Source organism: Nocardioides sp. GCM10028917, from assembly GCF_042666175.1.
GTDB lineage: Bacteria > Actinomycetota > Actinomycetes > Propionibacteriales > Nocardioidaceae > Nocardioides.
The window spans coordinates 25,801-47,527 of record NZ_JBHTFL010000008.1; the positions used below are offsets into that span (position 1 = coordinate 25,801).

Below are 21,727 nucleotides of genomic sequence, written 5' to 3' on the forward strand. Positions count from 1 at the left end.
GGTCCCCCACCGGCACCCGTCCGTCGGCTCAGCCCTCGGCGTACATCTTCTCGATGAGCGCCTGGTTGTTCTCCTGCACCACGTTGCGCTTGACCTTCATCGACGGCGTCAGCTCTCCCGACTCGATCGTCAGGTCGTGGTCGAGGAGCTGCCACTTCTTGATGGTCTCCCAGCGGTTGAGGTGGCTGTTGAGCTCGTCGATGTAGCCGCCGACCATCTTCTGCACCTCGTCGGACTGCACGATCTCGGTGTAGGACCTGCCGCCCATGCCGTTCTCCTCGGCCCAGCCCGCCATCGCGTCGGGGTCGAGGGTGACCAGCGCGACGCAGTAGTTGCGCTGGTCGCCGAACACCATGAACTGGCTGGCGTAGGGGCACACGGCCTTGAACTTCGACTCGATCGCCGGCGGGGCGATGTACTTGCCGCCGGAGGTCTTGAAGAGCTCCTTGATGCGGCCGGTGATGACCAGGTGGCCGTCCTCGTCGACGGCGCCCTTGTCGCCGGTGTGCAACCAGCCGTCGGAGGTCAGCGTCTTGGCCGTCTCCTCGGGCAGGTTGTGGTAGCCGTCCATCACGCCGGGACCCTTGATCATGATCTCGTCGTTGTCGCCGAGCTTGACCTCGCTGCCGGGGAAGACCGGGCCCACCGTGCCGAACTTGTTGCGGTCGGGGTGGTTGACGAAGGAGCCCGCCGAGGTCTCGGTGAGGCCGTAGCCCTCGAGGATCTTGATGCCGGCGACGCCGAACCACTCCGCGATGTCGCGGTTGAGCGCCGCGGCACCGGAGATGAAGAAGCGGACGTTGCCACCGAAGCGGTCACGGATCTTGGAGAAGACGAGCTTGTCGAACAGCCCGTGCTGCACCTTGAGGCCGATCGGCACCGACTTGCCCTCGCGCTTGCGGCGCTCGACCTCGAGGCCGACGTCGAAGGCCTTCTTGAAGATCTTCTCCTTGGCGCCGCCCTCGGCGGCCTGCATGGTGACGATGCGGCCGTGGGCCTTCTCGAAGATGCGCGGAGCGGCACCCATGAACGTCGGCTTCACGACGCCCAGGTTGTCGACGATCTTCTCGACGCGGCCGTCGATCGCCGCGGCGAACCCGCAGGCCATCTGGGTCGACATCAGCACCTTGCCGAAGGAGTGGGCCATCGGCAGCCAGCGGAACTCGAGGTCGTCGGGGCCCAGGATGCCCTGGGCGCGGATCGCCTCGCCCTCGTAGACCCACGAGGAATGGCGGAGCCGCACGCCCTTCGGTCGGCCGGTGGTGCCGGAGGTGTAGATGAGGGTGGCCAGCTGGTCGGGACGGATCGCCTGCGACGTCGTACGCACCACGTCGGGCTGCTCGGCGAGCCGCTCCGCGCCCAGCGCGGCGAGGTCCTCCAGGGAGATCACCCAGTCGCCGTCGGACGCGCCCTCGAAGGTGATGACCTTCATCACGTGGGGCAGCTCGGAGCGGTGCGCGGTGAGCTTGGCGACCTGCTCGTCGTCCTCGGCGAAGACGACGCGGCTCTCGGAGTCGCCCAGGATGTAGACGGTGTCCTCGGCGTTGGTGGTCGGGTAGACCGTGGTGGTGGCACCGGCGGCGCACATGACCGCGAGGTCCGCGAGGATCCACTCATAGCGCGTGCCGGACGCGATGCCGACGCGCTGCTCGGGCTCGACGCCCAGCGCGATCAGACCCGCAGCGAGCGCCTCGACCTTGTCGCCGGCCTGCTTCCAGGTGACGGACTCCCACGCCTCGCCGCGGGGGAAGCGGAAGGCCTCGGCGTCAGGGGTCGCCGTGACGCGGTCGAAGAACTGGACGGCGACGTTGGGCGGCATCGTGTCGAGGAAGGCCGTGTCGATGGTGGTCGGCATCTGTTACCTACTCATTCGTGGAGCGTGGCGCGAGGGCACCACACAGCGGGGCGTGCTGCTGACTTGGGCTGTAACCTAGATCACGGGGTTTACCCAGCGGTAGTAAACGCGGCGAATGTCCATGAGACGGGCGATTTCCGACCTTGGTCAGTCCTGCACGGCCTTGGTGACGGCGATGCAGCGCGTGATCCAGTCCTGCTCCTCCGAGGTCAGACGACGACCGACGCGTTGCGCGTCCTGCACCGCCCAGCCCGCGTTGAGCACCATCCGCACGACCACCCAGTCGCGGGCGCGCCCCTCGTCGAGGCCGGCCGCGTCGACCAGGGCGTGGAAGCGCCGGCGCAGGCCGTCGCGCACCGACCCGACCGCGCCCGGACCGCTGAGCTCGTCCATCCGGTTCCAGAGCATCGGCGCCGGCTCGTAGTGCGGGTCGCCGGCCATCGGCTTGGGGTCGATGGCCCGCCACTCCCCCGCGTCGTCGGCCATCACGTTGGCGTAGTGGAGGTCGCCGTGCACCACGACGGTCGCTCCGTCGTCGGCGATCAGGTCGGGGCCGAGCGACAGGGCCTGCTCGACGTAGCGGCGCGGGACCGGGAGGTCGCGGCCCAGCTCGCCGAGCTCCCGCAGCCCCCGCTCGACGTACGACGAGACCCCGACCAGCTGCGGCATCGCCGGGATGTGGAGCCGCCCGTAGAGCCCGCCGACCACCTCGCAGGCCTCGACGTCCCAGGAGTCGCCGAGGTCCGGCCCGGGCAGCCAGTCCAGCAGCAGCGCGCGTCGACGCGGGTCGGCCCGCTGGAGCCGTACGGCGCCCCTGCCGCCCCAGTGCTGCAGCGCGAGGCCTTCGTGGAGCGACTCGTCGTCGCCGTCGAAGCCGACCTTCAGCGCACCGGCCGTGCCGTCGGCGTCGACGACCGGCAGCACCAGCGAGCAGAGGCCGTGCAGGGACGTGCCGGTCGGCCGGAGCCGCCAGTCGTCGAGCAGGTCGGAGGCGAGTCGCGGCAGCCGGTCGAGCCAGCGCCCCCAGTCCTCACCGAGCACCCGCTGGGCGAGCAGCCCCGCAGGGATGGTGACCGGCATGCCCGCGAGCCTAGGCTGGCCGGCACAAGGACAGCGCGACATGTGCCTCATGCGCGCACGGAGCGAAGCGAGCACGCGCATGAGCAACCGCCAGCAGCCGTGGTCGGAGGACGACGTCCGGCACGGCCGGATCCTGGTCCTCAGCGACAACCCGATCTCGCGGTCGATCGCCGCCATCGCGTCCACGGCCGGGCGCACCGTGGTCGTCGAGCCGGCGGACGACGGCGGGCCCGGCCTCGACCCGCTCCCCGGTGACGCCGTGGTCCTGTGCGACCACGACGCTCCCGACGCGCCCGCCGTGCTGCGGGCCGCTCTCGCCTCGGACGCCTCCTACGTCGCGATGATGGCCAGCCGGGGCCGCGCGGCCGGGCTCCTCGACGACCTCGCCGCGGAGGGGGTCGACGTGTCCACGCTGCACGTGCCGGCAGGGCACGACCTGGGCGGCAAGGCACCGGGCGAGATCGCCCTGTCGGTGGTGGCCGAGATCGTCGCCGAGTCCTACGGCCGCCACGGCGGCCCGATGCGCGGCTGAGCGATGGGTCTCGGCTGGGACGACCTGGCGGCCGCGTCGCTGGCCCGGCAGTTCCCCGACGACCCGGGCACGGTGGCGGAGCGGGTGCGCGCGATCGGCGACCTGCAGACGCAGACGGCCCGGTCGGCGTTCATCGGCCTCGGCGCGCGCTTCCCCGGAGTGACCCACGCCGAGATCACGGCGGCCTACGACGCGAGCGAGATCGTCCGCGGCAGCACGATCCGCGGCACCGTCCACACCGCGACGCCCGAGGCCTACACCGTGCTCGCCGTGGCCACCCGGGTCGGACAGCACCAGCGGTGGGCCCGGACGCTCGGCATCAGTGACGCGCAGATCGCCGACCTGTGGGCCTCGGTCGAGGCGTTCGCCCGCGAGTGGCGCACCCCCGACGAGCTCCGCGCCCACGTCGACGACTGGCTCTCCCGCCATGCTCCCGCCTCCCTCGACGCCGCCGCCGCCGGTCCGGGTCGCTACCTGGGCTTCGCCCACGGCGGCCTGGTCCGCAGACCGGCCTCGGGCGACCGCTGGGAGGGGCAGGGCAAGCCGGTCTACGGCACGTTCGACCGCACCGGGCCGGCCACGCTGGCTGACGTCGTACGGCTCCACCTGCGCGCCCACGGACCCTCGTCGCGGCAGGACGTCGCGTGGTGGGCAGGGGTGCCGCTGAAGGCCGTCGACGAGGGACTCGCCGGCCTGGACGTCGTCGAGCAGGACGGACCGGACGGCAGGGCGTACGTCGACCTGCCGGACGCTCCACCCCCGCGCGACCTCCCGGGGGTGCGCCTGCTGCCGGAGTTCGACGCCCTGCTGTGCGGCTACGACTCGAAGGCCCGCGACCGGTTCGCGACGTCGGAGCACCACCGGCGGCTGTGGAACGAGTCCAACGGGATGCTGCTGCCGCCGCTGCTCGTCGACGGGCGGATCACCGGGTTCTGGCGAGCCACCGGCTCTGCGAGGCGCCGACCGCTCGAGGTCATCTGGTTCGCGCGGACGAGGCGGCCGCGCAAGGCCGAGCTAGACGAGCCCGTCGCCGCCCTCGAGTCGGCGCTCGGCATCACGGTCACCGAGGTGACGCTCAGCCGCGAGGCGACCTGACCGGCTGGTCCTTGAGGTACTCCCCCGGCGTCATGCCGGTGACCGTGCGGAAGTCGTGGGTGAAGTGGGCCTGGTCGGCATAGCCCAGGTCGGCGGCCACCTCGGCGAGGGTGCCGCGGCCCGCCTTGAGCGCCTCGACCGCGTCGTGCAGCCGGCGTCGCTGCAGGAGCCACTTCGGGCTCAGCCCGATGCGCTGCTCGACCAGCCGCTGGAGGCTGCGCTCGGACAGCCCCGCCTCGCGCGCCAGCTCGTCGACCCGGGTGACCTCCGGGTGGTCGCCCAGCCACGCGACGAGCCGGTTGACCAGCAGCCCGGGCGCGTCGACGGGCAGGTGGGTCGCCAGCCACGACTCGACGTGGCCGATCGCCGCGAGGTGGGCGGCGGGGTCGTGAGGGTCGTCGTCCATCGCAGAGCGAACGCCGGCGACGACGGCCGGGTCGGCGACGAGGTCGCCCAGCTCGACCCAGGCGTCGGTGACCTCGGCGACCGACCGTCCGAGCACCAGGCGACCGGCGGCCGGGCTGAGCATCGTGCCGACTGCCCAGCCGTCGCCCTCCAGCGTGACGCTCGAGCGGCCGCGGGTGACGCCGTAGAACCGGGCGTAGGTGTCACTGACGACCACCAGGCAGACCGGGTGCTGGAGCGTCGACTGGGTGGACGGCTCGGCCAGCGACCACACGGGGATCCAGTAGCGCTCGACCAGGTCGACGAGGTGCTCGCTGGGGCCGTAGCGGTGGATCGGCGGGGAGGGTCGGCTCACGCCCGTCAGGTGGGCCCGGTCGATCGGGTCCACCCGGTGCGGGCCGCTTGCCCCGGTCCGGCTGGTCATGTGTCGGATTATCACAAGTACCGCCGACACCGCGCGGACGAGAGTGGTCGCATGACGCAGACGACGACCTCAGGCACCGACCGCCATCTCGCCCTCTTCCAGCAGCGCGCCGACCGGTTCACCCAGGTGGTGGACGCGGTCGGTCCCTCCGGCGGCGGCTGGGACGTGCCGTCGCCGTGCGAGGACTGGACCGCCCGCGACGTCGTCGGTCACGTGGTCCAGACCCAGCGTGACTTCCTCGCCCGGCAGGACCTCGACGCAGGTCCGCCGCCGGACCTCGCCGACCCGGCGGCCGCGTGGCGGGTCCAGCGCGCGCACGTCACGTCGGTGCTGGCGGCCGACGGGGTGGCCGCGCGGGAGTACGACGGCTTCTTCGGCCGTACGACGATCGCCGCCACGGTGGCTGACTTCTACGGCTGGGACCTCGTGGTGCACGGCTCCGACGTCGCCCGCGCGACCGGTCAGGAGTGGTCGGTCAGCGACGCCGAGGCCGCCGACCTGCACGCCACGGCCGACGGCTGGGGCCCGGCCCTGCACTCGGAGGGCGTCTGCGCGGACGCCGTCGAGGTCGGCCCGGACGCCTCGGTCACCGACCGGCTGCTGGCGCGGCTCGGCCGCGACCCGGGCTGGCGTCCGCCGGTCAGCTGACGCGTTCGAGGGTGACGACCGCGACCGTGCACCGGCCGCCCACCTCGCCGGGACCCAGCACGAGGCTGCCGGTCTCGAGACCGTCGCGCGCGCCGGAGACGACGTACGCCGCCTGGTCGACGCCCAGCGGGAAGGTCGAGGAGCGGCCCAGCTCGAGCACGGTGACGTAGGGCCGGACGACGCCCGGGTCGACGACGACGTTCAGCACGCGCACGGGCCCCTCCGGTACGGACGCCACGGTGATCGCGTCACCCGGGAAGGCGAACGGACGCTGCGGCTCGACGACGTGCGCGTCACCGTCCACCTGCAGGTCGAGCACCGGTCCCTCGACGAGGGTCAGCAGCCGCTGCCGGCCGGCGAACGTCGAGAACGGGCCGTCGCGGTCGACGTCGGCCAGGCTGACCCGCCACGCACCGTCGTCGGCGACCGCGAGCTCGCGGGTCGTGCCGCCCCCGTTGGCCCACGGCCGGGGCCGCACGTCGGCGGCACGGACGACAGTCACTTCTTGCCGGACTTCTCCGCCGGCTGCGTGGTGGCGAGCGCGGCGACGAAGGCCTCCGGCGGCACCTCGACGGAGCCGATGTTTTTCATCCGCTTCTTGCCGGCCTTCTGCTTCTCGAGCAGCTTGCGCTTGCGGCTGATGTCGCCGCCGTAGCACTTGGCCAGGACGTCCTTGCGGATGGCGCGGATCGTCTCGCGGGCGATGACGCGTGCGCCGATGGCGGCCTGGATCGGCACCTCGAACTGCTGGCGCGGGATGAGGTCCTTGAGCTTGCCGGCCATCATCACGCCGTAGGAGTAGGCCGCGTCGCGGTGCACGATCGCGCTGAACGCGTCGACCGGCTCGCCCTGGAGCAGGATGTCGACCTTGACGAGGTCGGCGGCCTGCTCGCCGGAGCGCTCGTAGTCGAGCGAGGCGTAGCCCTTGGTGCGCGACTTCAGCTGGTCGAAGAAGTCGAAGACGATCTCGCCCATAGGCAGCGTGTAGCGCATCTCGACGCGGTCCTCGGAGAGGTAGTCCATCCCCTGGAGGTTGCCGCGCTTGAGCTGGCACAGCTCCATGATCGTGCCGATGTAGTCGGACGGCGCGAGGATCGTCGCCTTCACGACGGGCTCGCGGACCTCGGCGACCTTGCCGTCGGGGTACTCGCTCGGGTTGGTCACCTCGACCTCGGTGCCGTCGTCGAGGAGGACCTCGTAGACGACGTTGGGTGCGGTCGAGATCAGGTCGAGGGTGAACTCGCGCTCGAGCCGGTCACGGGTGATCTCCATGTGGAGCAGGCCGAGGAAGCCGCAGCGGAAGCCGAAGCCGAGCGCGCCGGAGGTCTCCGGCTCGTAGGTCAGCGCCGCGTCGTTGAGCTGGAGCTTCTCGAGCGCGTCGCGCAGCGTCGGGTAGTCGTCGCCGTCGATCGGGTAGAGCCCGGCGTAGACCATGGGGTTGGGGTGCTTGTAGCCGCCGAGCGACTCCGTGGCGCCGTGGTGCTGGGAGGTGACCGTGTCACCGACCCGCGACTGGCGCACGTCCTTCACGCCGGTGATCAGGTAGCCGACCTCGCCGACGCCGATCTCGCCGGCCTTGACGGGCTCGGGGCTGATCACGCCGACCTCGAGCATCTCGTGCACGGCGTTGGTCGACATCATCTTGATGCGGTCACGGTGGCTGAGCTTGCCGTCGACGACGCGGACGTAGGTCACGACGCCGCGGTAGGTGTCGTAGACGGAGTCGAAGATCAGGGCGCGGGCCGGAGCGTCCGCGTCGCCCACCGGGGGCGGGGTCTGCTTCACGATCTCGTTGAGGAGCGCCTCGACGCCCACGCCGGTCTTGGCGCTGGTGAGGAGCACCTCCTCCGGCTCGCAGCCGACCAGGCCGGCGAGCTCGGCGGCGTACTTCTCGACGTTGGCGCTCGGGAGGTCGATCTTGTTGAGCACCGGGATGATGTGGAGGTCGGCGCCCATCGCGAGGTAGAGGTTGGCGAGGGTCTGCGCCTCGATGCCTTGGGCGGCGTCGACCAGCAGGACCGCCGCCTCGCACGCCTCGAGCGAGCGGGACACCTCGTAGGTGAAGTCGACGTGGCCCGGGGTGTCGATCATGTTGAGGACGTAGGTGCCGGGCTCGGCGTCCTCGGCGTTGCCGGCCGGGACGGTCCACGGCATCCGCACGGCCTGCGACTTGATCGTGATGCCGCGCTCGCGCTCGATGTCCATCCGGTCGAGGTACTGCGCGCGCGACGCCCGCTCGTCGACGACCCCGGTGAGCTGGAGCATCCGGTCGGCCAGCGTCGACTTCCCGTGGTCGATGTGCGCGATGATGCAGAAGTTGCGGATGATCGACGGGTCGGTCGAGCCTGGCTTCGGTGCGTTGGTGAGGCTCACGGACTGCTTTCAGGGGTACGACGGCGGGATCGGGTCATTCTTCCACGCGGGTCGTGCCGCACCGAACCGGCGCCGACGCCCCGTCGCAGCGCGCGCGGCACCGACCGCCTGACCGGTGCCGGTGCCTCCATGTCCGGACGCTAGCGTGCAGCGGTGACCTCGCGGAGCGGAACGAGCCTCCCGCTCGTGCCGGCGGCGGCCTTCGTGCTGATCTGGTCGTCCGGCTACATCTCCGGGCCGGCGGCGGTCCACGCGGCGGCGCCGTTCACGGTGCTCGGCTGGCGCTTCGTCCTGGCGGCCCTCCTCGCTGGCGGCCTGGCTCTTGCGGTGCGCCGGCCGACCAGGATGGACCGCGGCACGTTGGGCCGGGTCGCGGCCGTCGGCTTCGTGATGAACGCCGTCCAGTTCGGCCTGATGTACGTCGCGTTCGACCTGGGGCTCGGCGCGACGTTGGCCTCGCTCCTTCACGCGCTGAGCCCGGTGCTGACCGCGCTGCTGGCGGCCGTGCTCCTCGGGGAGCGGGTCTCGGCACTCCAGGTCGCCGGCTTCGCCGCCGGCGTCGTGGGGGTGCTGCTGGTCCTGGGCGCCGACCTCGGCCACGCCGGCGGCCCGGTCGCCGTGCTGGTCGGCTGCCTGAGCATGCTCACGCTCAGCCTCGGCACCCTCGGCCAGCGCTGGATCGGCGCGCAGCCCGACCTGCTGTGGTCGGCGGCGGCGCAGTTCGCCGTGTCCGCTCCCCCGCTGCTCGTGCTCGGCTGGACCACCGAGGGCGCCTGGCCGGTGACGGACACCTCGCAGGCAGTCGTGTCCGTGCTCTTCCTGGCGGTCGTCAACTCGATCGTCGGCCTGGTCCTGCTGGCCCTGCTCGTCCTGCGCGGCGGCTCGGGCGCGGCGGCCAGCCTGTTCTTCCTCAGCCCGCCGGTGACGGCCGTGCTCGCGTGGCTGGTGCTCGACGAGACCCTGACGCCCACCCAGCTCGTCGGCCTCGTCGTCGCGGTGGTCGGCGTCGGTGCGGCCACCCGCACCCGGCGTACGCCAGTGCCCGCCCAAGGGCCTCAGCAGGGGCCTCCGCGTGGGCCTCAGCAGGATCCTCAGGACGTGGTCGGCACCCAGTAGCGCCGCTTCACCCCGCGCACGTCCTCCAGCACGCCGCCGGCGGCCTCGATGACGCGGACCGAGCCGACGTTGTCGTCGTCGCAGGTGACCAGGGCCGGGTCGATCCCGAGGCCGAGCGCCCACGGCAGGGCGTGCCGCAGCATCGCGGTCGCGTGGCCCTCGCGCCTCCGGGTCGGGCGCACGTCGTACCCGATGTGCCCGCCCACGTCGAGGAGGAAGTCGTTGAGCTCGTGGCGGATGGCGATGCGGCCGAGGTAGTCCTCGCCGTCGACCCACCACAGCGTCGTGCACGGCACGTGCCACTGCGGCCGCGGCGTCTCGGCGAGCGCATCGGCCCTGACCGCCTCCACGAAGGCCGCGAAGGCGTCGGGATGCTTCCAGCCGGGCGCGTTGTGCTCGATCCACGCGGCCGTCTGGCTGTGCTCTGCGCCCTCGGCGACGAACTCGTCCATCGCCTCGAGGAACGACTCGCGGACGGTGGTGGTCGGCAGGACGAGCTCGGGCATGGCGCCAGTCTTCCGGGTCACCCGCTCCTGCCTCCACCCGATATCCGGTCGTGAGCACCGGCAGCGTGGTGGAGGATGCGCCCATGGCCCGTTCCACCTCGATCGCCCCCTACCCCGCTCCGCACGACCGGACCGCCCGCCGGCTCGAGTGGGCCTTCCTCCCGCCCCACCTGCGGGCGTGGATCGAGCGCAGGTGCGGCTCCCCCGTCGTGTCGGCGATCTCCCAGACGAGTGGCTTCACCCCCGGGTTCGCCTCCGTGCTGGTCTGCGAGGACGGGTCGCGCCACTTCGTGAAGGCGGCCTCGACCAAGGCGCAGCGGATGTTCGCCGACTCCTACCGCGAGGAGGCGCGCAAGCTCGCCGCCCTGCCGGAGGGCGTGCCGGCCCCGAGACTGCTGTGGCACCTCGACGACGACTGGGTGGTGCTCGGCATCGAGTACGTCGCCGCGCGGCCGCCGCGCCGGCCGTGGCAGGCCCAGGACCTCGATGCGCTGCTCGACTCGCTCGAGGTGGTGGCCGACGTGCTGACCCCGCCCCCGCCCGGGCTGCACCTCGACACCGCGGCCGACGACTTCGCCCCGCTCCTCGAGGGCTGGCCGGCGCTCCGCGAGCGGCGTACGGACCTCGACGCCGGGCAGCTGGCCGAGGCCGAGGCGCTGGCGCGGCGCTACGCCGAGGTGGTCGGCGGCGACACCCTGGTCCACACCGACATCCGCTCCGACAACGTGCTGCTCGATCCCGAGGGCCGGGCGCTGGTGTGCGACTGGAACTGGCCGGTGCGCGGCGCCGCGTGGTTCGACTCGTTCGCCGCGCTCATCGGCCCGCGCGGCGAGGGCATCGACGTCGACGCGGTCATCGCCGAGCGCCGGCTGCTGCGCGACATCGACCCGGAGGCGTTCGACATCAACCTCGCCCTCTACGTGGGCTACTTCTTCACCCAGTGCGAGCTGCCCGTGCCGCCGACGTCGCCGCACATCCGCGACCACCAGCGCTGGCAGGGCGAGGTGTGCTGGGACTGGCTGGCGGAACGGCGGCGCTGGGCGTGACCGCCCCGCGCGCGGTCGGCGTACGGCTCACCTACGACGCCGTCCCCGCCGCGGTCCGCTCCTGGGTCGAGGACCAGCTCGGCTCCCCGGTGGTCGGGACGGCCGAGCAGGTCGGCGGGATGTCGCCGGGATGCGCAACACGGCTGAGGTGCGCCGACGGCACCCGCGGCTTCGTCAAGGCCGTGGGGGCTGAGCTCAACCCCGACACCCCCCGGCTGTTCCGCCGCGAGATCGGCGTGCTGGACCACCTCGGCCATCACGAGCTCTGGGCTCGGCTGCTGGCGTCGTACGACGACGGGTCGTGGGTCGCGCTGCTCATCGAGGACGTCGAGGGGCGTCATCCCGACTTCACGCACCCCGACGAGCTCGCAGCCGTGCTGGCCGGCACGGATCGGCTCTCCACGGTCCTGCAGGAGCGTGAGGTCCCGGCATCGGTCGACCTGGTGGACGCGGCTTCCGTGTTCGACAAGTGGGCGGACTGCCTCCACACCCTGGCGGACGCACCCGCGCGGGCGCCCGTCCCCGGCTGGCTCCGCACCGATCCCCATGGCTGGGCCGACGTGCTGCGCGAGCACGCCAAGCGGCCCATGGCGCACGTCGCGCACTGGGACATCCGCGTCGACAACCTGCTGAGGCGTCCGGGAGGCGAGGTCGTGTTCGTCGACTGGGGCACGGCAGCGCGAGGGCCCGGGTGGGCGGACCCGCTCCTCGCCAGGCTCGAACGGGTCGACGAGGAGTGGTTCGACGACTCGATCGCCGCGTCTCCCGCGTTGTGCGAGGCCGGCGACGACGCGGTCACGGCCTTCCTCGCCGGGTTCGGAGCGCACCTCGCGGTGCGGTCGGTGGTCGCGGTCGATGTCAACCTGCCCACCCTCAACGATTTCCGTGTCCGGGAGTCGAGGAGGATGCTGGAGGCGGTGGCCCGACGCAGCGGGCGCTGAGCGCTGCTCGACGTACGTCGGACGACGCTCCGTCGGCGCTGCACGCGATTTGGGCGCCCACGAGGCGTGACGGTAGTGTTTCCCACTGCATGTCCGGCACCCGACCCTCCCCGTGCCGATCTTGGGAGGGGTTGCCAGGCAGCCGACAAGCACCAGACTTCCATTCCTGACCAGTTCTAGCTCCGAGGATCCACACGTGGCGAACATCAAGTCCCAGATCAAGCGCAACAAGCAGAACGAGAAGGCGCGCCAGCGCAACCAGGCCGTGAAGTCGCGCCTGAAGACCGCCGTGCGCAAGTTCCGCGAGCTGTCCGAGGCGGGCGACAAGGACGCCGCCGTCGCCGCCGGCCGCGACGCGATGAAGGCCCTCGACAAGGCCGCCTCGAAGGGCGTCATCCACGGCAACCAGGCCGCCAACCGCAAGTCCTCGATCGCCAAGAAGGCCGCCTCGCTCTGACGCGGACCCTTCCAACACCTGCAGACACCCGCCCTCGTGGCGGGTGTCGTGCATTTCGGGGCCGGCTCAGCGCCCGTCGCGCAGGCCGGCGACGGTGAGCACGAGTCGCTCGAGGGTGTAGGACGCGTCGTGCGCCTGGCCCTTGATGTCGGCGTCGGCGTGGGCCACCGCCCGCACCGCGGCGGCGATGCCCCCGGAGCTCCACGAGCGGGACTGGTCGCGGACGGTGCGCACCTTCCACGGGGGCACGCCGAGGTCGCGGGCGAGGTCGGCGTCGCGGGCACCGCGAGGCGACCCGAGGTAGCGGGCGAGGCTGCGCGCGGAGGCGGCCATCGCCGAGGTGACGAGCACCGGCGAGGTCCCGGAGTCGAGCGCCCAGCGCAGCTCCTCCAGGGCCGCGGCACGACGACCGGCGAACGCGGCGTCGGCGACGGTGAACGACTTCGCCTCCGCGCGGCCACCGAAGTAACGCTGGACCTTGTCGATCGTGAGCTGCTCACCGTGGAAGTCGTTGGTCAGCTGGTCGGCCGCAGCGGCCAGTGACCGCAGGTCGCTGCCGACGGCCTGCACCAGGAAGGCGGCCGCGTCGGAGTCGATCCGCGCGCCGTGCGAGGCGACCTCGGACGTCACGAAGCCGGTCATCTCGCTCGGCTTGACCTCCTCCGACTTCACCTCGGTCACCGGTGGGAGCTTGCGCAGCTTGGTGAGCACGCCACTCCCCTTCTGCCCGCCGGAGTGCACGAGCACGAGCGCGACGTCGTCGGCCGGAGCCCCGCAGTAGTCGAGCAGGCCGTCGACGGACTCGTCGGGCAGGTCCTCCAGCCCGCGCACCACGACGCACCGGATGGAGGAGAAGAGCGAGGGTGCCGACATCTCGCCGAGCGAGGCCAGGGTCAGGTCGGAGGCCGGCGACTCGGCCATCTCCGCCTCCGCGTCGTGGGCCCGGACGGCGTCGCGCACCGACGCGACGGTGCGGGCGGAGAGGTATTCCTCCTTGCCCGTCACGAGGACGACGTGGCCGAGGACCTGCGCGGCGGAGGGGGTGCGAGCCATGGTGCGACCCACCCTATCCGCGGGCGACGACACCGACCTCGCCGTCCCGGACGACCACGACCACGTCGCCGGAGAGGTCGGTGCGCCACACGCTCACGCCGGCGGCGGAGAGGGCCGCCAGGAGGTCGGGGGCTGGGTGCCCGTAGTCGTTGTCCTCCCCCACCGACACGAGTGCCAGTCGCGCGCCGAGCGAGGTGAGCCAGTCGAGGTCCTGGTGGCGGCTGCCGTGGTGCGGCACCTTGAGCACGTCCACCCGCAGCCCCGCCAGGTCGCGGGCCAGCGCCGCCTGCGCCGACGGCTCCACGTCCCCGGTCAGCAGGACCCGTACCCCGCCCACCTGGGCGACGAGGACGACGCTGGCGTTGTTGGGCGCGCTCTCCGCCGAGTCGCCCGGACGGGCACCGGGACGGGGCCACACCGTCTGCAGCGTCACCTCGCCGATCCGCCGCGTGAGGCCGTACGCCACCGTGGCCGGGTCGCGGCCCACGGCGCGCGCCGCAGCGCTTGCACCCTCCGGCGGGTCGAGGAGGACCGTGCCCTCGACCTCCCCCACCTCGCGACCGTCCAGCACACCCGCCACCCCGCCGACGTGGTCGACGTGGAAGTGCGTGAGGACGAGGAGCGGCACAGCGGTGACCTCGAGACGGTCGAGGCAGGCGTCGGTCGCCGCGGGCTCGGGTCCCGCGTCGACGACCACCGCCGCCCCCTGGCCGGCGCGCAGGACGAGCGCGTCACCCTGACCGACGTCGCACATCGCCAGCACCCAGCCGCGCGGTGGCCAGCCCGGGGTCGGGGGCCGGACCAGCATCACCACCAGGAGGAGGCCGGTGCAGGCGAGGGTCGTGGCCGGACGGCCGAGCAGGCGCGGGGCGAGAGGCACCGTCAGCAGGCACAGCACCGTGAGCAGCACGAGCGGCACCGGTCCGGTGCCCCAGTCCACCGCCGCCGTCGGGACGCCCGCGCCCCAGCGGGCGACCGCGATGATCCAGCCGGCCGACCAGGCCGCCGGAGCCGCGACCGCGACGCCGAGCGGGCTCCACAGCAGGCCCAGCAACCCGCCGGATAGCCCGAGCACGGTCGCCGGGGCGACGGCCGGTGCGGCCAGCAGGTTGGCACCCACCGCGACCAGGCTGACCTGTCCGGAGATCGCCGCCACCACGGGCGTGCAGGCCACCTGGGCCGCCAGCGGCACGGACACCGCCTCGGCGACCCATCGCGGCGTCCACCGCATCAGCGCGTCGCGCCAGACCGGCGCCAGCAGGAGGATCCCGGCGGTGGCGAGCGCGGACAGCGCGAAGCCCGCCGTCACGGCGAGCCGCGGCCAGACCAGCAGCAGGCCGAGCACCGCCACGCCCAGGCCGCGCACCCCGCGCGAGCGACCGTTGCGCCCCATCCCGACCAGCGCCACGGCACCCATGGCGGCCGCACGGACGACGCTCGGCTCGGCCCGCGCGGTCAGCACGAAGCCGCAGATGCCGAGCACACCCAGCGCGTGGAGCCAGGCGCCCCGCACCCCGGCCCACCGGCCGAGCACGAGCAGGGACCCCACCACCAGGGTCAGGTTGGTCCCGCTCACCGCCAGCAGGTGGGTAAGCCCGGTGGTCCGGAAGTCGTCGGCGAGGTCGGGGTCGAGCCCGCCGTCGTCCCCGACCACCAGCGCCGGGACCAGTTCACGGGCGTCGGCGTCACGCCCGGCGACCACGGCGCGCACCGACCGTCGTACGCCCGCCGCGGCGTCCCACCACACGTCGGGCCCGGCCACGACCTCCGGCTCGCCGGTCGGGCGGACCAGCGCAGCGACGTCACCGTCACCGGGGACGAGCCGCGCCGTCGTCTCCAGCCGGGTGCCCAGCGGCAGCCGTGGCCAGTCGGCACCGGCCATCAGCACGACAGGGGCGTCGAGCGTCCACGCGCTGCCCCTCCCCTGGAGGCGGGTCACCGTGGCCCGTACGACCTGGAGGTCGCCGTACTGCCCGCTCACCACCCGCACGTCCGACGTCAGCTCGAGCTCGAGCTCCACGACCGCGCCCTCGTCGGCCAGCGCGGCGAGTGGCGACGTCGTGAGGAGGACGTGCTGCAGGGCGGCGACGCCAGCGACCGCCACGAGGGCTCCGAGCGGACCGAGCCACCCGAGGGACCACCACCCACGCACCACACCGGTCCCGACGAGGGCCACCACCAGCGCGACCGCGGCGAGGGCCGGCCACCCCGGCGCGACGAGCACCAGCAGTGCGCCCGTCCAGGCGCCCACGCCGAGGGCGACCGCGCGCAGGTCGGGCACGGTCGGTCAGAGAGTGACCAGCGGCGCGAGGTCGGCGAGGGTGGCCTCGCCGATGCCGTCGACCTCCAGCAGCTCGTCGACGGACGTGAAGCCGCCGTTGCTGTCGCGCCACGCGAGGATCGCGTCGGCCGTCACCGGCCCGACGCCGGGCAGGGTGTCGAGGGCCGCCTCGTCGGCGGTGTTGAGGTTGACGAGCGCGTCACCGCCGGGCACCGGGGAGTCGAGCGTGCCGGCCACGCCCGCGGCCGGGGCGACGCCCACGAGGATCTGCTCGCCGTCGACGACGGGGCGGGCGAGGTTGAGCGCGGTGAGGTCGACCCCTCGCCGGGCGCCGCCCGCCGCCTCCAGGGCGTCCACGACGCGCGCCCCGGCGGGCAGCACCGCGATCCCGGGACGGCGTACCTTGCCGGCGACGTCGACCACCAGCTCCTCCGCGGCGTCGGTGGTTCCGGGCCCACCGCCCGCGCTGTCCGACGACGCGACCGGCGCGAGCGGCGTCTCCGCCCCGGCGGCGTCGGACGCAGCCGGTGCAACGGGCACGACGCGAGCCTGGTCGCGCACCGCCCACCATGCCGCGAGCCCCACGGCGAGCGCCGCGACCACGGCGACGACGGCGAGGTGCACCGGGCCGAGCTGCAACCCGCCGACCCGCAACCGTCGTGACGCGTGGCGGCCCGGCACCGAGGGCACGACGGGCGCGGGAGCAGGCGCGTGGAACGCGTCCGGACGCTCGCGCACCCGGGTGTGTGCGTGGGCCGGGTCGGCCGCGTCGTCCGGCTCACCGCGCACCGCGGCGAGCTCCGCGCTCAGCGTCGCCAGCCGCCGCGACACCGCCTCGGCGTGCTCGGAGGAGGACTGGGATCGACGCATGCCGTCCACGCTAGGAACGCGGGAGCCCCCTCGACAGGGGCGATCGGCAATCTGTGGACAGGCGGGCGTCAGGGACGCGGGGACACGCAGACCGCGACCATGCCGGGCCCGACGTGGGCGCCGAGCACGGCACCGAGCTCGCCGCACATCACCTCGCGCCCCTCCAGCCCGTCGGCGAGCCGCTCGGTCAGGGCCGCGGCGAGCTCCTCGGCGCGACCGGCGTTGGCCAGGTGGGACACGCAGACGTCGACCGGCTGGTCGCCGGCCGCCTCGACGGCGAGCTCGGCGAGCCGGGCCAATGCCCGTGAGGCCGTGCGCACGCGTTCGCGCGGCGCCACGCGGCCCTCGGCGATCTCGAGCAGGGGCTTGACCGACAGCGCGCTGCCGAGGATCGCGGCGGCGGCGCCGATGCGACCGCCGCGGCGGAGGTACTCCAGCGTGTCGACGTAGAACAAGGAGGTGGCCGCCTGCCCCCGGGCGAGCGCCGCGAGCGCCGCCTCCTCGCCCGTCCCGCCGGCGTCCAGCACGTCGGCCGCGGTGAGGGCGGCGTAGCCGGTGGCGATGCCGACCTGGCCCGAGTCCACGACGTGCACCGGGAGCTCGACCTCGAGCGCCGCCAGCTGGGCGGACTCGAAGGTGCCGCTCATCTCGCCCGACAGGTGCACCGACACGATCTCCTCGACCCCGTCGGCCTCGAGCGACCGGTAGAGCTCGGTGAACAGGGCCGGCGCCGGACGCGAGGTGCTGACCGGCACGAAGTCGCGCAGCGCCTCGGCGACCACGTCGGGCGTAGCGCCGTCTGGTCCCTCGTCGAGCACCCGGGCGCCGATCACCACCTGGAGCGGCACGACCCGGATGTCACGCGCCTGGGCCAGCTCGGCGGGCAGGCTCGCGGTCGAGTCGGTGACCACCACCACGCGAGGCATAGCGCGACCCTACTTGTCAGTCGTGTCGGGACAGGACGTCACACGACGATGTTGACCAGCTTGGGAGCGCGCACGATCACCTTGTGCACGGTCGCGCCGTCGATCGCCCGCTGGACCCCGGCATCGGCCATGGCGGCGGCTTCCAGGTCGGCCTCGGAGATGTCCGGGGACACCTCCAGGCGCGCCTTGACCTTGCCCTTGACCTGCACCACCGCGGTGACCGTGTCCTCGACCAGCAGCGCCTCGTCGACGGCCGGCCATCCGGCGTGGACGACCGTGACCGCGTGGTCCGGATTGTTGCCCAGCCGCTCCCACATCTCCTCAGCCGTGTAGGGCGCGACCAGGGACAGCAGGATCGCCACCGCCTCGGTCGCCTCGCGCACCGCGGGGTCGGCGGGGCCGCAGCCGGAGTCGATGGCCTTGCGGGTCGCGTTGACCAGCTCCATCACCCGGGCGACCATCACGTTGAAGCGGAAGCTCTCGACCAGCTCGGCGGCGTCGTGCACCGCCCGCGCCGTCGTACGCCGCAGCGCCAGGTCACCGCCCGACACGTCCACCCCGGGCTCCGAGGTGACGTCGCCGGACAGGCGCCAGGCACGCTGCAGGAACCGCAGCGACCCGTCCGGAGACATGTTGGCCCAGTCGATGTCGTCCTCGGGCGGGCCCGCGAAGACCAGCGTCAGGCGCACCGCGTCCACGCCGAAGGCACCAAGTTGGTCCCCCAGGTTGACGCCGTTGCCCAGGGACTTGCTCATCTTCTTGCCCTGGTTGATCACGAAGCCCTGGTTCAGCTGCGCCGACCACGGCTCGCGGAAGTCGACCAGGCCCATGTCGTTCAGGACCTTGGTGAAGAAGCGGCCGTACAGCAGGTGCAGCACCGCGTGCTCGACGCCGCCGACGTACAGGTCGGCCGGCATCCAGGCGTTGACCTTGTCGCTGTCGAACGGCCGGTCGGTCTCGTGGGGCGAGCAGTAGCGGAACATGTACCAGGACGAGTCCACGAACGTGTCCATCGTGTCGGTGTCGCGCCGGGCCGGACCACCACACGTCGGGCAGCTGACCTCGACCCACTCGGTCGCCCCTCCCAGCGGCGAGGTGCCCTTGGGCTTCAGGTCGGCGCCCTTCAGCATCGGCAGGGTCACCGGCAGCTGGTCGTCGGGGACCGGGACCTCACCGTCCACCGGGCAGTGGATGATCGGGATCGGCGGTCCCCAGTAGCGCTGGCGGCTGATCAGCCAGTCGCGCAGGCGGAAGTTGACCGCCCCGGAGCCGCGCCCGTCGGCCTCCAGCCGCTCGATGATCGTGCGGATGCCGGATGCCTTGTCGCCCAGCCCGTCCAGGTCGCCAGAGTTGACGTACGACCCGCCGCCGGACGTCGCGACGCCGGTCTCCTCGGGGTCGTCCTCCCCGGGCACGTCGATGACGCGGCGCACCGGCAGCCCCATCGCCCGCGCGAAGTCCAGGTCGCGCTGGTCGTGCGCGGGCACGGCCATGATCGCGCCGGTGCCGTAGTCGGCCAGCACGTAGTCGCTCGCCCAGACCGGGATCTCCTCGCCCGAGACCGGGTTGGTCGCGGTGATGCCCAGGTCGACGCCGGTCTTGGGCCGGTCGGTCGACAGCCGGTCGATGTCGGAGGCCTTGCGGACCTCGACCAGGTAGTCCTCCAGCGCCTGCGCACGCTCCGGGTGCACGATCTCGGCGGCCAGCGCGGCGTCGGCCGCCACCACCATGAACGTCGCGCCGTACAGCGTGTCGGGGCGGGTCGTGTAGACCTCGACGTCGCGCTCACCGCCGGCGGTGTGCAGCGCGAAGGTGACGTGCGCGCCCTCCGAGCGGCCGATCCAGTTGCGCTGCGCGGTGACGACGCGGTCGGGCCAGGTGTCCGCCAGCTCGTCCAGGCCGTCCAGCAGCTCCTGTGCGTAGTCGGTGATCTTGAAGTACCACTGGGTCAGGTTCTTCTTGGTCACCTCGGCGCCACAGCGGTCGCAGACGCCGCCGACGACCTGCTCGTTGGCCAGCACGGTCTGGTCGTTGGGGCACCAGTTGACCGGGCTGTTCTTGCGGTAGGCCAGGCCCCGCTTGAACAGCTCCAGGAACAGCCACTGCGTCCAGCGGTAGTACTCCGGGTCGCTGGTGTTGAACGTGCGCGACCAGTCGAAGGACGCGGCGTACTTGCGGCACGACTCGATCGACTTGGCGATGTTGGCCCGGGTGTAGGTGTCGGGGTGCTCGTCGTGGCGGATCGCGGCGTTCTCCGCCGGCAGGCCGAAGGAGTCGAAGCCCATCGGGTTCAGCACCTCGTAGCCGCGCTGCCACCAGTAGCGCGCCACCACGTCGTGCAGCGCGAACACCTCGGCGTGGCCCATGTGCAGGTCGCCGCTCGGGTAGGGGAACATCGTCAGCGCGTAGCGCTTCTCACGCGGGCTGTCGTCGTCGGCCCGGAAGGGGTCGAGCTCGCCCCAGACACGCTGCCACTTCGTCTCGGTGGCGGCGATGTCGTACGTCGCGCGCTCAGCGTCGTGGGCTGCGGTGTCGGCGGTGTCCGGGCTGCTCATGGCATGTCCTCTGCAGGTGCGGGTGGTGCTGGGGTCGGGCATGAAAAAACCCCTCGCATGGAGGGGTGGCCGCGTGGTCGGTCCGCTGGGTGTGGGACGCGATCAGCGCGGCTGTCGAAGGAGGAGCTGCTTCTGCATGGAGACAGCATACTCGCTCCCATGGCCGCTGACCTGAGCAGGTACGACGACTGCCTCCGCCTCCTCACCGCTCTCCCTGAGCGGGTGCCGACGCTGCAGGTGGTCGTGGTCAACGGGTCGGCGGTGACCGGCGGCTGGGACGAGCACTCCGACCTCGACGTCGAGGCCTGGTGCAGCGGCGACGCCGCGACGACGTACGACGCCGTGCTCGCGCTCGTGCGGCAGGAGCTCGCGGTCGACCACGTGTGGGAGCTGCCCGAGGCGACGTGGCCCACGGGGCGCCAGTGCTTCGTCCACCTGCAGCCCGACGCCGCGGACCTCGGCCGCCCGACCCGGCTGCTCGACGTGGTCGTGCAGACCACGCCCGACCGCCTCACGATGGACACCCGCCGGCACGGCGTACCGCTGGTGCTCCACGACCCGGACCGCCTGCTCGTGCTGGAGGACGACGACGAGGCCGAGATGGAGGCGCAGCGCCGGCAGGCGGTGGCGCAGACCTCCGCGCGCCGTCAGACCGCGGCGTGGCTGGTCGAGCGGGCGATCGCGCGCGGTGACCGGGCCGAGGCGACGGCCCTGCACCTGCGCTTCGCGGTCGAGCCGCTGGTGCGGCTGCTCCGCATCCAGCACTGCCCGGCGCGACACGACTTCGGGCTGCGCTACCTGCGCACGGACCTGCCTGCCGGCATGGCGGAGCGGGTGGAAGCAGTGCTGCCCGGGCCGGACCTGGTGGTCCGGACCCGGGCAGCGTTCGCGTGGCAGGACGAGGTCCTGCGCGAGCTCAGGTGAGCGTCACTTGACGAACTGCGGCGTCATCGGCGGGTTCCACCACTCGCCGTTGTAGGCCTTCACCGCGCCGATGACGTGCAGGATGCCGGCCACCACCAGCGGCACGAGGAAGACCGGCAGGAAGATGACGAAGCCGATGCCCAGGGTGACGATGCCCAGGACCACGTAGAGGACCGTGGCGACGACGAGCCAGATGAACATCGAGATCTGGACGTTGATCGAGTTCGCGGCGTGCGCGCGGACGAAGGGGCCGCGGTCCTTGTGGACGACGTAGACCGCGATGGAGGCCAGGAACCCGAGGAAGCCGGCCGAGCAGATCATCGCGACCACGGCGCCGGCGTGGCTGATCGCGCCCCAGGTGCGCTCCTGCTGCGCCGACATCGTGGCCGGCGTCGCGCTGTAGGTGGGCTCCGGCTGCTGGCCGTAGCCGCCCTGCTGGGGGCCGCCCTGGCCGGTCTGGTCGTACGGGCTGGGGTACTGGTCGGACATCTCACTCACTCCTCGGCGGGCCGGGTGCCCGCTCCTTGTCGATGACAAGCCAAGCACGCCGGCGAGCCGGAATCATCCCTTCCCGGGGTCCATTCAGGGTGGGCTCAGGGTCAGGACGGGGACGACCGCCCAAGAAGTGTTTGACAGTCAT

The 21,727-nt window shown here is 72.6% G+C and carries 20 protein-coding genes; 8 read left to right on the plus strand and 12 right to left on the minus strand.

Features of this window, described 5'->3' with window-relative positions:
• Positions 1-28: 28 nt before the first annotated feature.
• Together ACFQW6_RS16555 and ACFQW6_RS16560 are read right to left on the minus strand one after the other, a co-directional pair.
• Positions 29-1,855, minus strand: a complete 1,827-nt coding sequence (locus ACFQW6_RS16555; protein ID WP_378547740.1) for an AMP-dependent synthetase/ligase — start codon at positions 1,853-1,855, stop codon at positions 29-31.
• 147 nt (positions 1,856-2,002) lie between these two features.
• Positions 2,003-2,935 carry an aminoglycoside phosphotransferase family protein gene (locus ACFQW6_RS16560; protein WP_378547743.1) on the minus strand — a complete coding sequence of 311 codons (933 nt, stop codon included), beginning with the start codon at positions 2,933-2,935 and terminating at the stop codon, positions 2,003-2,005.
• Between the two features lie 79 nt (positions 2,936-3,014).
• Between ACFQW6_RS16560 and ACFQW6_RS16565 the strand changes: the two genes are divergently transcribed.
• Positions 3,015-3,467 (plus strand): XdhC family protein, encoded by a 453-nt coding sequence (locus ACFQW6_RS16565; RefSeq protein WP_378547746.1) that lies wholly within the window; start codon positions 3,015-3,017, stop codon positions 3,465-3,467.
• A 3-nt stretch (positions 3,468-3,470) separates the two neighbouring features.
• Positions 3,471-4,562 carry a winged helix DNA-binding domain-containing protein gene (locus ACFQW6_RS16570; protein ID WP_378547749.1) on the plus strand — a complete coding sequence of 364 codons (1,092 nt, stop codon included), beginning with the start codon at positions 3,471-3,473 and terminating at the stop codon, positions 4,560-4,562.
• Here ACFQW6_RS16570 and ACFQW6_RS16575 read toward each other — a convergent pair.
• Positions 4,543-5,391 (minus strand): helix-turn-helix domain-containing protein, encoded by an 849-nt coding sequence (locus ACFQW6_RS16575; RefSeq protein WP_378547752.1) that lies wholly within the window; start codon positions 5,389-5,391, stop codon positions 4,543-4,545. The genes ACFQW6_RS16570 and ACFQW6_RS16575 overlap by 20 nt on opposite strands.
• Before the next feature lie 51 nt (positions 5,392-5,442).
• Here ACFQW6_RS16575 and ACFQW6_RS16580 point away from each other — a divergent pair, with 51 nt between their 5' ends.
• Complete coding sequence (locus ACFQW6_RS16580; protein WP_378547755.1) at positions 5,443-6,039, plus strand: maleylpyruvate isomerase family mycothiol-dependent enzyme; 597 nt, start codon at positions 5,443-5,445, stop codon at positions 6,037-6,039.
• Here ACFQW6_RS16580 and ACFQW6_RS16585 read toward each other — a convergent pair.
• Entirely contained in the window at positions 6,032-6,541 is a 510-nt protein-coding gene (locus ACFQW6_RS16585; RefSeq protein WP_378547758.1) for a HutD family protein, read from the minus strand. The two genes, ACFQW6_RS16580 and ACFQW6_RS16585, sit on opposite strands and share 8 nt — an antisense overlap.
• Positions 6,538-8,412, minus strand: coding sequence for a translation elongation factor 4 (gene lepA / locus ACFQW6_RS16590; RefSeq protein ID WP_378547761.1), 1,875 nt, complete (start codon positions 8,410-8,412; stop codon positions 6,538-6,540). Before lepA ends, ACFQW6_RS16585 begins: the two co-directional genes overlap by 4 nt.
• Before the next feature lie 153 nt (positions 8,413-8,565).
• Here lepA and ACFQW6_RS16595 point away from each other — a divergent pair, with 153 nt between their 5' ends.
• Positions 8,566-9,528: a DMT family transporter gene (locus ACFQW6_RS16595; protein ID WP_378547764.1), complete on the plus strand. Its 963-nt coding sequence runs from the start codon at positions 8,566-8,568 to the stop codon at positions 9,526-9,528.
• On the opposite strand, the gene ACFQW6_RS16600 is transcribed toward ACFQW6_RS16595, so the two are convergent.
• Positions 9,504-10,034, minus strand: coding sequence for a GNAT family N-acetyltransferase (locus ACFQW6_RS16600; RefSeq protein WP_378547767.1), 531 nt, complete (start codon positions 10,032-10,034; stop codon positions 9,504-9,506). The genes ACFQW6_RS16595 and ACFQW6_RS16600 overlap by 25 nt on opposite strands.
• Positions 10,035-10,117: 83 nt before the next feature.
• On the opposite strand from ACFQW6_RS16600, the gene ACFQW6_RS16605 reads away from it, so the two are divergent.
• From ACFQW6_RS16605 to rpsT, 3 genes are all read left to right on the plus strand, one after another.
• Positions 10,118-11,080, plus strand: a complete 963-nt coding sequence (locus ACFQW6_RS16605) for a phosphotransferase family protein (RefSeq protein ID WP_378547770.1) — start codon at positions 10,118-10,120, stop codon at positions 11,078-11,080.
• A complete protein-coding gene (locus ACFQW6_RS16610) occupies positions 11,077-12,021 on the plus strand; it encodes a hypothetical protein (protein ID WP_378547773.1) in 945 nt (314 codons plus the stop codon). Before ACFQW6_RS16605 ends, ACFQW6_RS16610 begins: the two co-directional genes overlap by 4 nt.
• Before the next feature lie 196 nt (positions 12,022-12,217).
• Positions 12,218-12,478 (plus strand): 30S ribosomal protein S20, encoded by a 261-nt coding sequence (gene rpsT / locus ACFQW6_RS16615; protein WP_378547776.1) that lies wholly within the window; start codon positions 12,218-12,220, stop codon positions 12,476-12,478.
• Between the two features lie 66 nt (positions 12,479-12,544).
• Here rpsT and holA read toward each other — a convergent pair whose 3' ends face one another.
• The 5 genes from holA to leuS form a co-directional block, all read right to left on the minus strand.
• Positions 12,545-13,531 carry a DNA polymerase III subunit delta gene (gene holA / locus ACFQW6_RS16620; RefSeq protein WP_378547779.1) on the minus strand — a complete coding sequence of 329 codons (987 nt, stop codon included), beginning with the start codon at positions 13,529-13,531 and terminating at the stop codon, positions 12,545-12,547.
• Between the two features lie 13 nt (positions 13,532-13,544).
• The gene (locus ACFQW6_RS16625) at positions 13,545-15,812 is read right to left on the minus strand and encodes a ComEC/Rec2 family competence protein (protein WP_378547782.1); all 2,268 of its coding nucleotides are present in this window, start codon (positions 15,810-15,812) and stop codon (positions 13,545-13,547) included.
• A 6-nt stretch (positions 15,813-15,818) separates the two neighbouring features.
• Entirely contained in the window at positions 15,819-16,682 is an 864-nt protein-coding gene (locus ACFQW6_RS16630; protein ID WP_378547785.1) for a helix-hairpin-helix domain-containing protein, read from the minus strand.
• Between the two features lie 68 nt (positions 16,683-16,750).
• On the minus strand, positions 16,751-17,608 hold the full coding sequence (locus ACFQW6_RS16635; protein WP_378547788.1) for a DegV family protein: 858 nt from the start codon (positions 17,606-17,608) through the stop codon (positions 16,751-16,753).
• A 38-nt stretch (positions 17,609-17,646) separates the two neighbouring features.
• Positions 17,647-20,163, minus strand: a complete 2,517-nt coding sequence (gene leuS / locus ACFQW6_RS16640) for a leucine--tRNA ligase (RefSeq protein ID WP_378547791.1) — start codon at positions 20,161-20,163, stop codon at positions 17,647-17,649.
• 159 nt (positions 20,164-20,322) lie between these two features.
• On the opposite strand from leuS, the gene ACFQW6_RS16645 reads away from it, so the two are divergent.
• A complete protein-coding gene (locus ACFQW6_RS16645; RefSeq protein ID WP_378547794.1) occupies positions 20,323-21,087 on the plus strand; it encodes a hypothetical protein in 765 nt (254 codons plus the stop codon).
• Between the two features lie 3 nt (positions 21,088-21,090).
• Here the strand turns inward: ACFQW6_RS16645 and ACFQW6_RS16650 are convergent, their stop codons facing one another.
• Positions 21,091-21,576 carry a DUF4870 domain-containing protein gene (locus tag ACFQW6_RS16650; RefSeq protein WP_378547797.1) on the minus strand — a complete coding sequence of 162 codons (486 nt, stop codon included), beginning with the start codon at positions 21,574-21,576 and terminating at the stop codon, positions 21,091-21,093.
• Positions 21,577-21,727 lie beyond the last annotated feature (151 nt).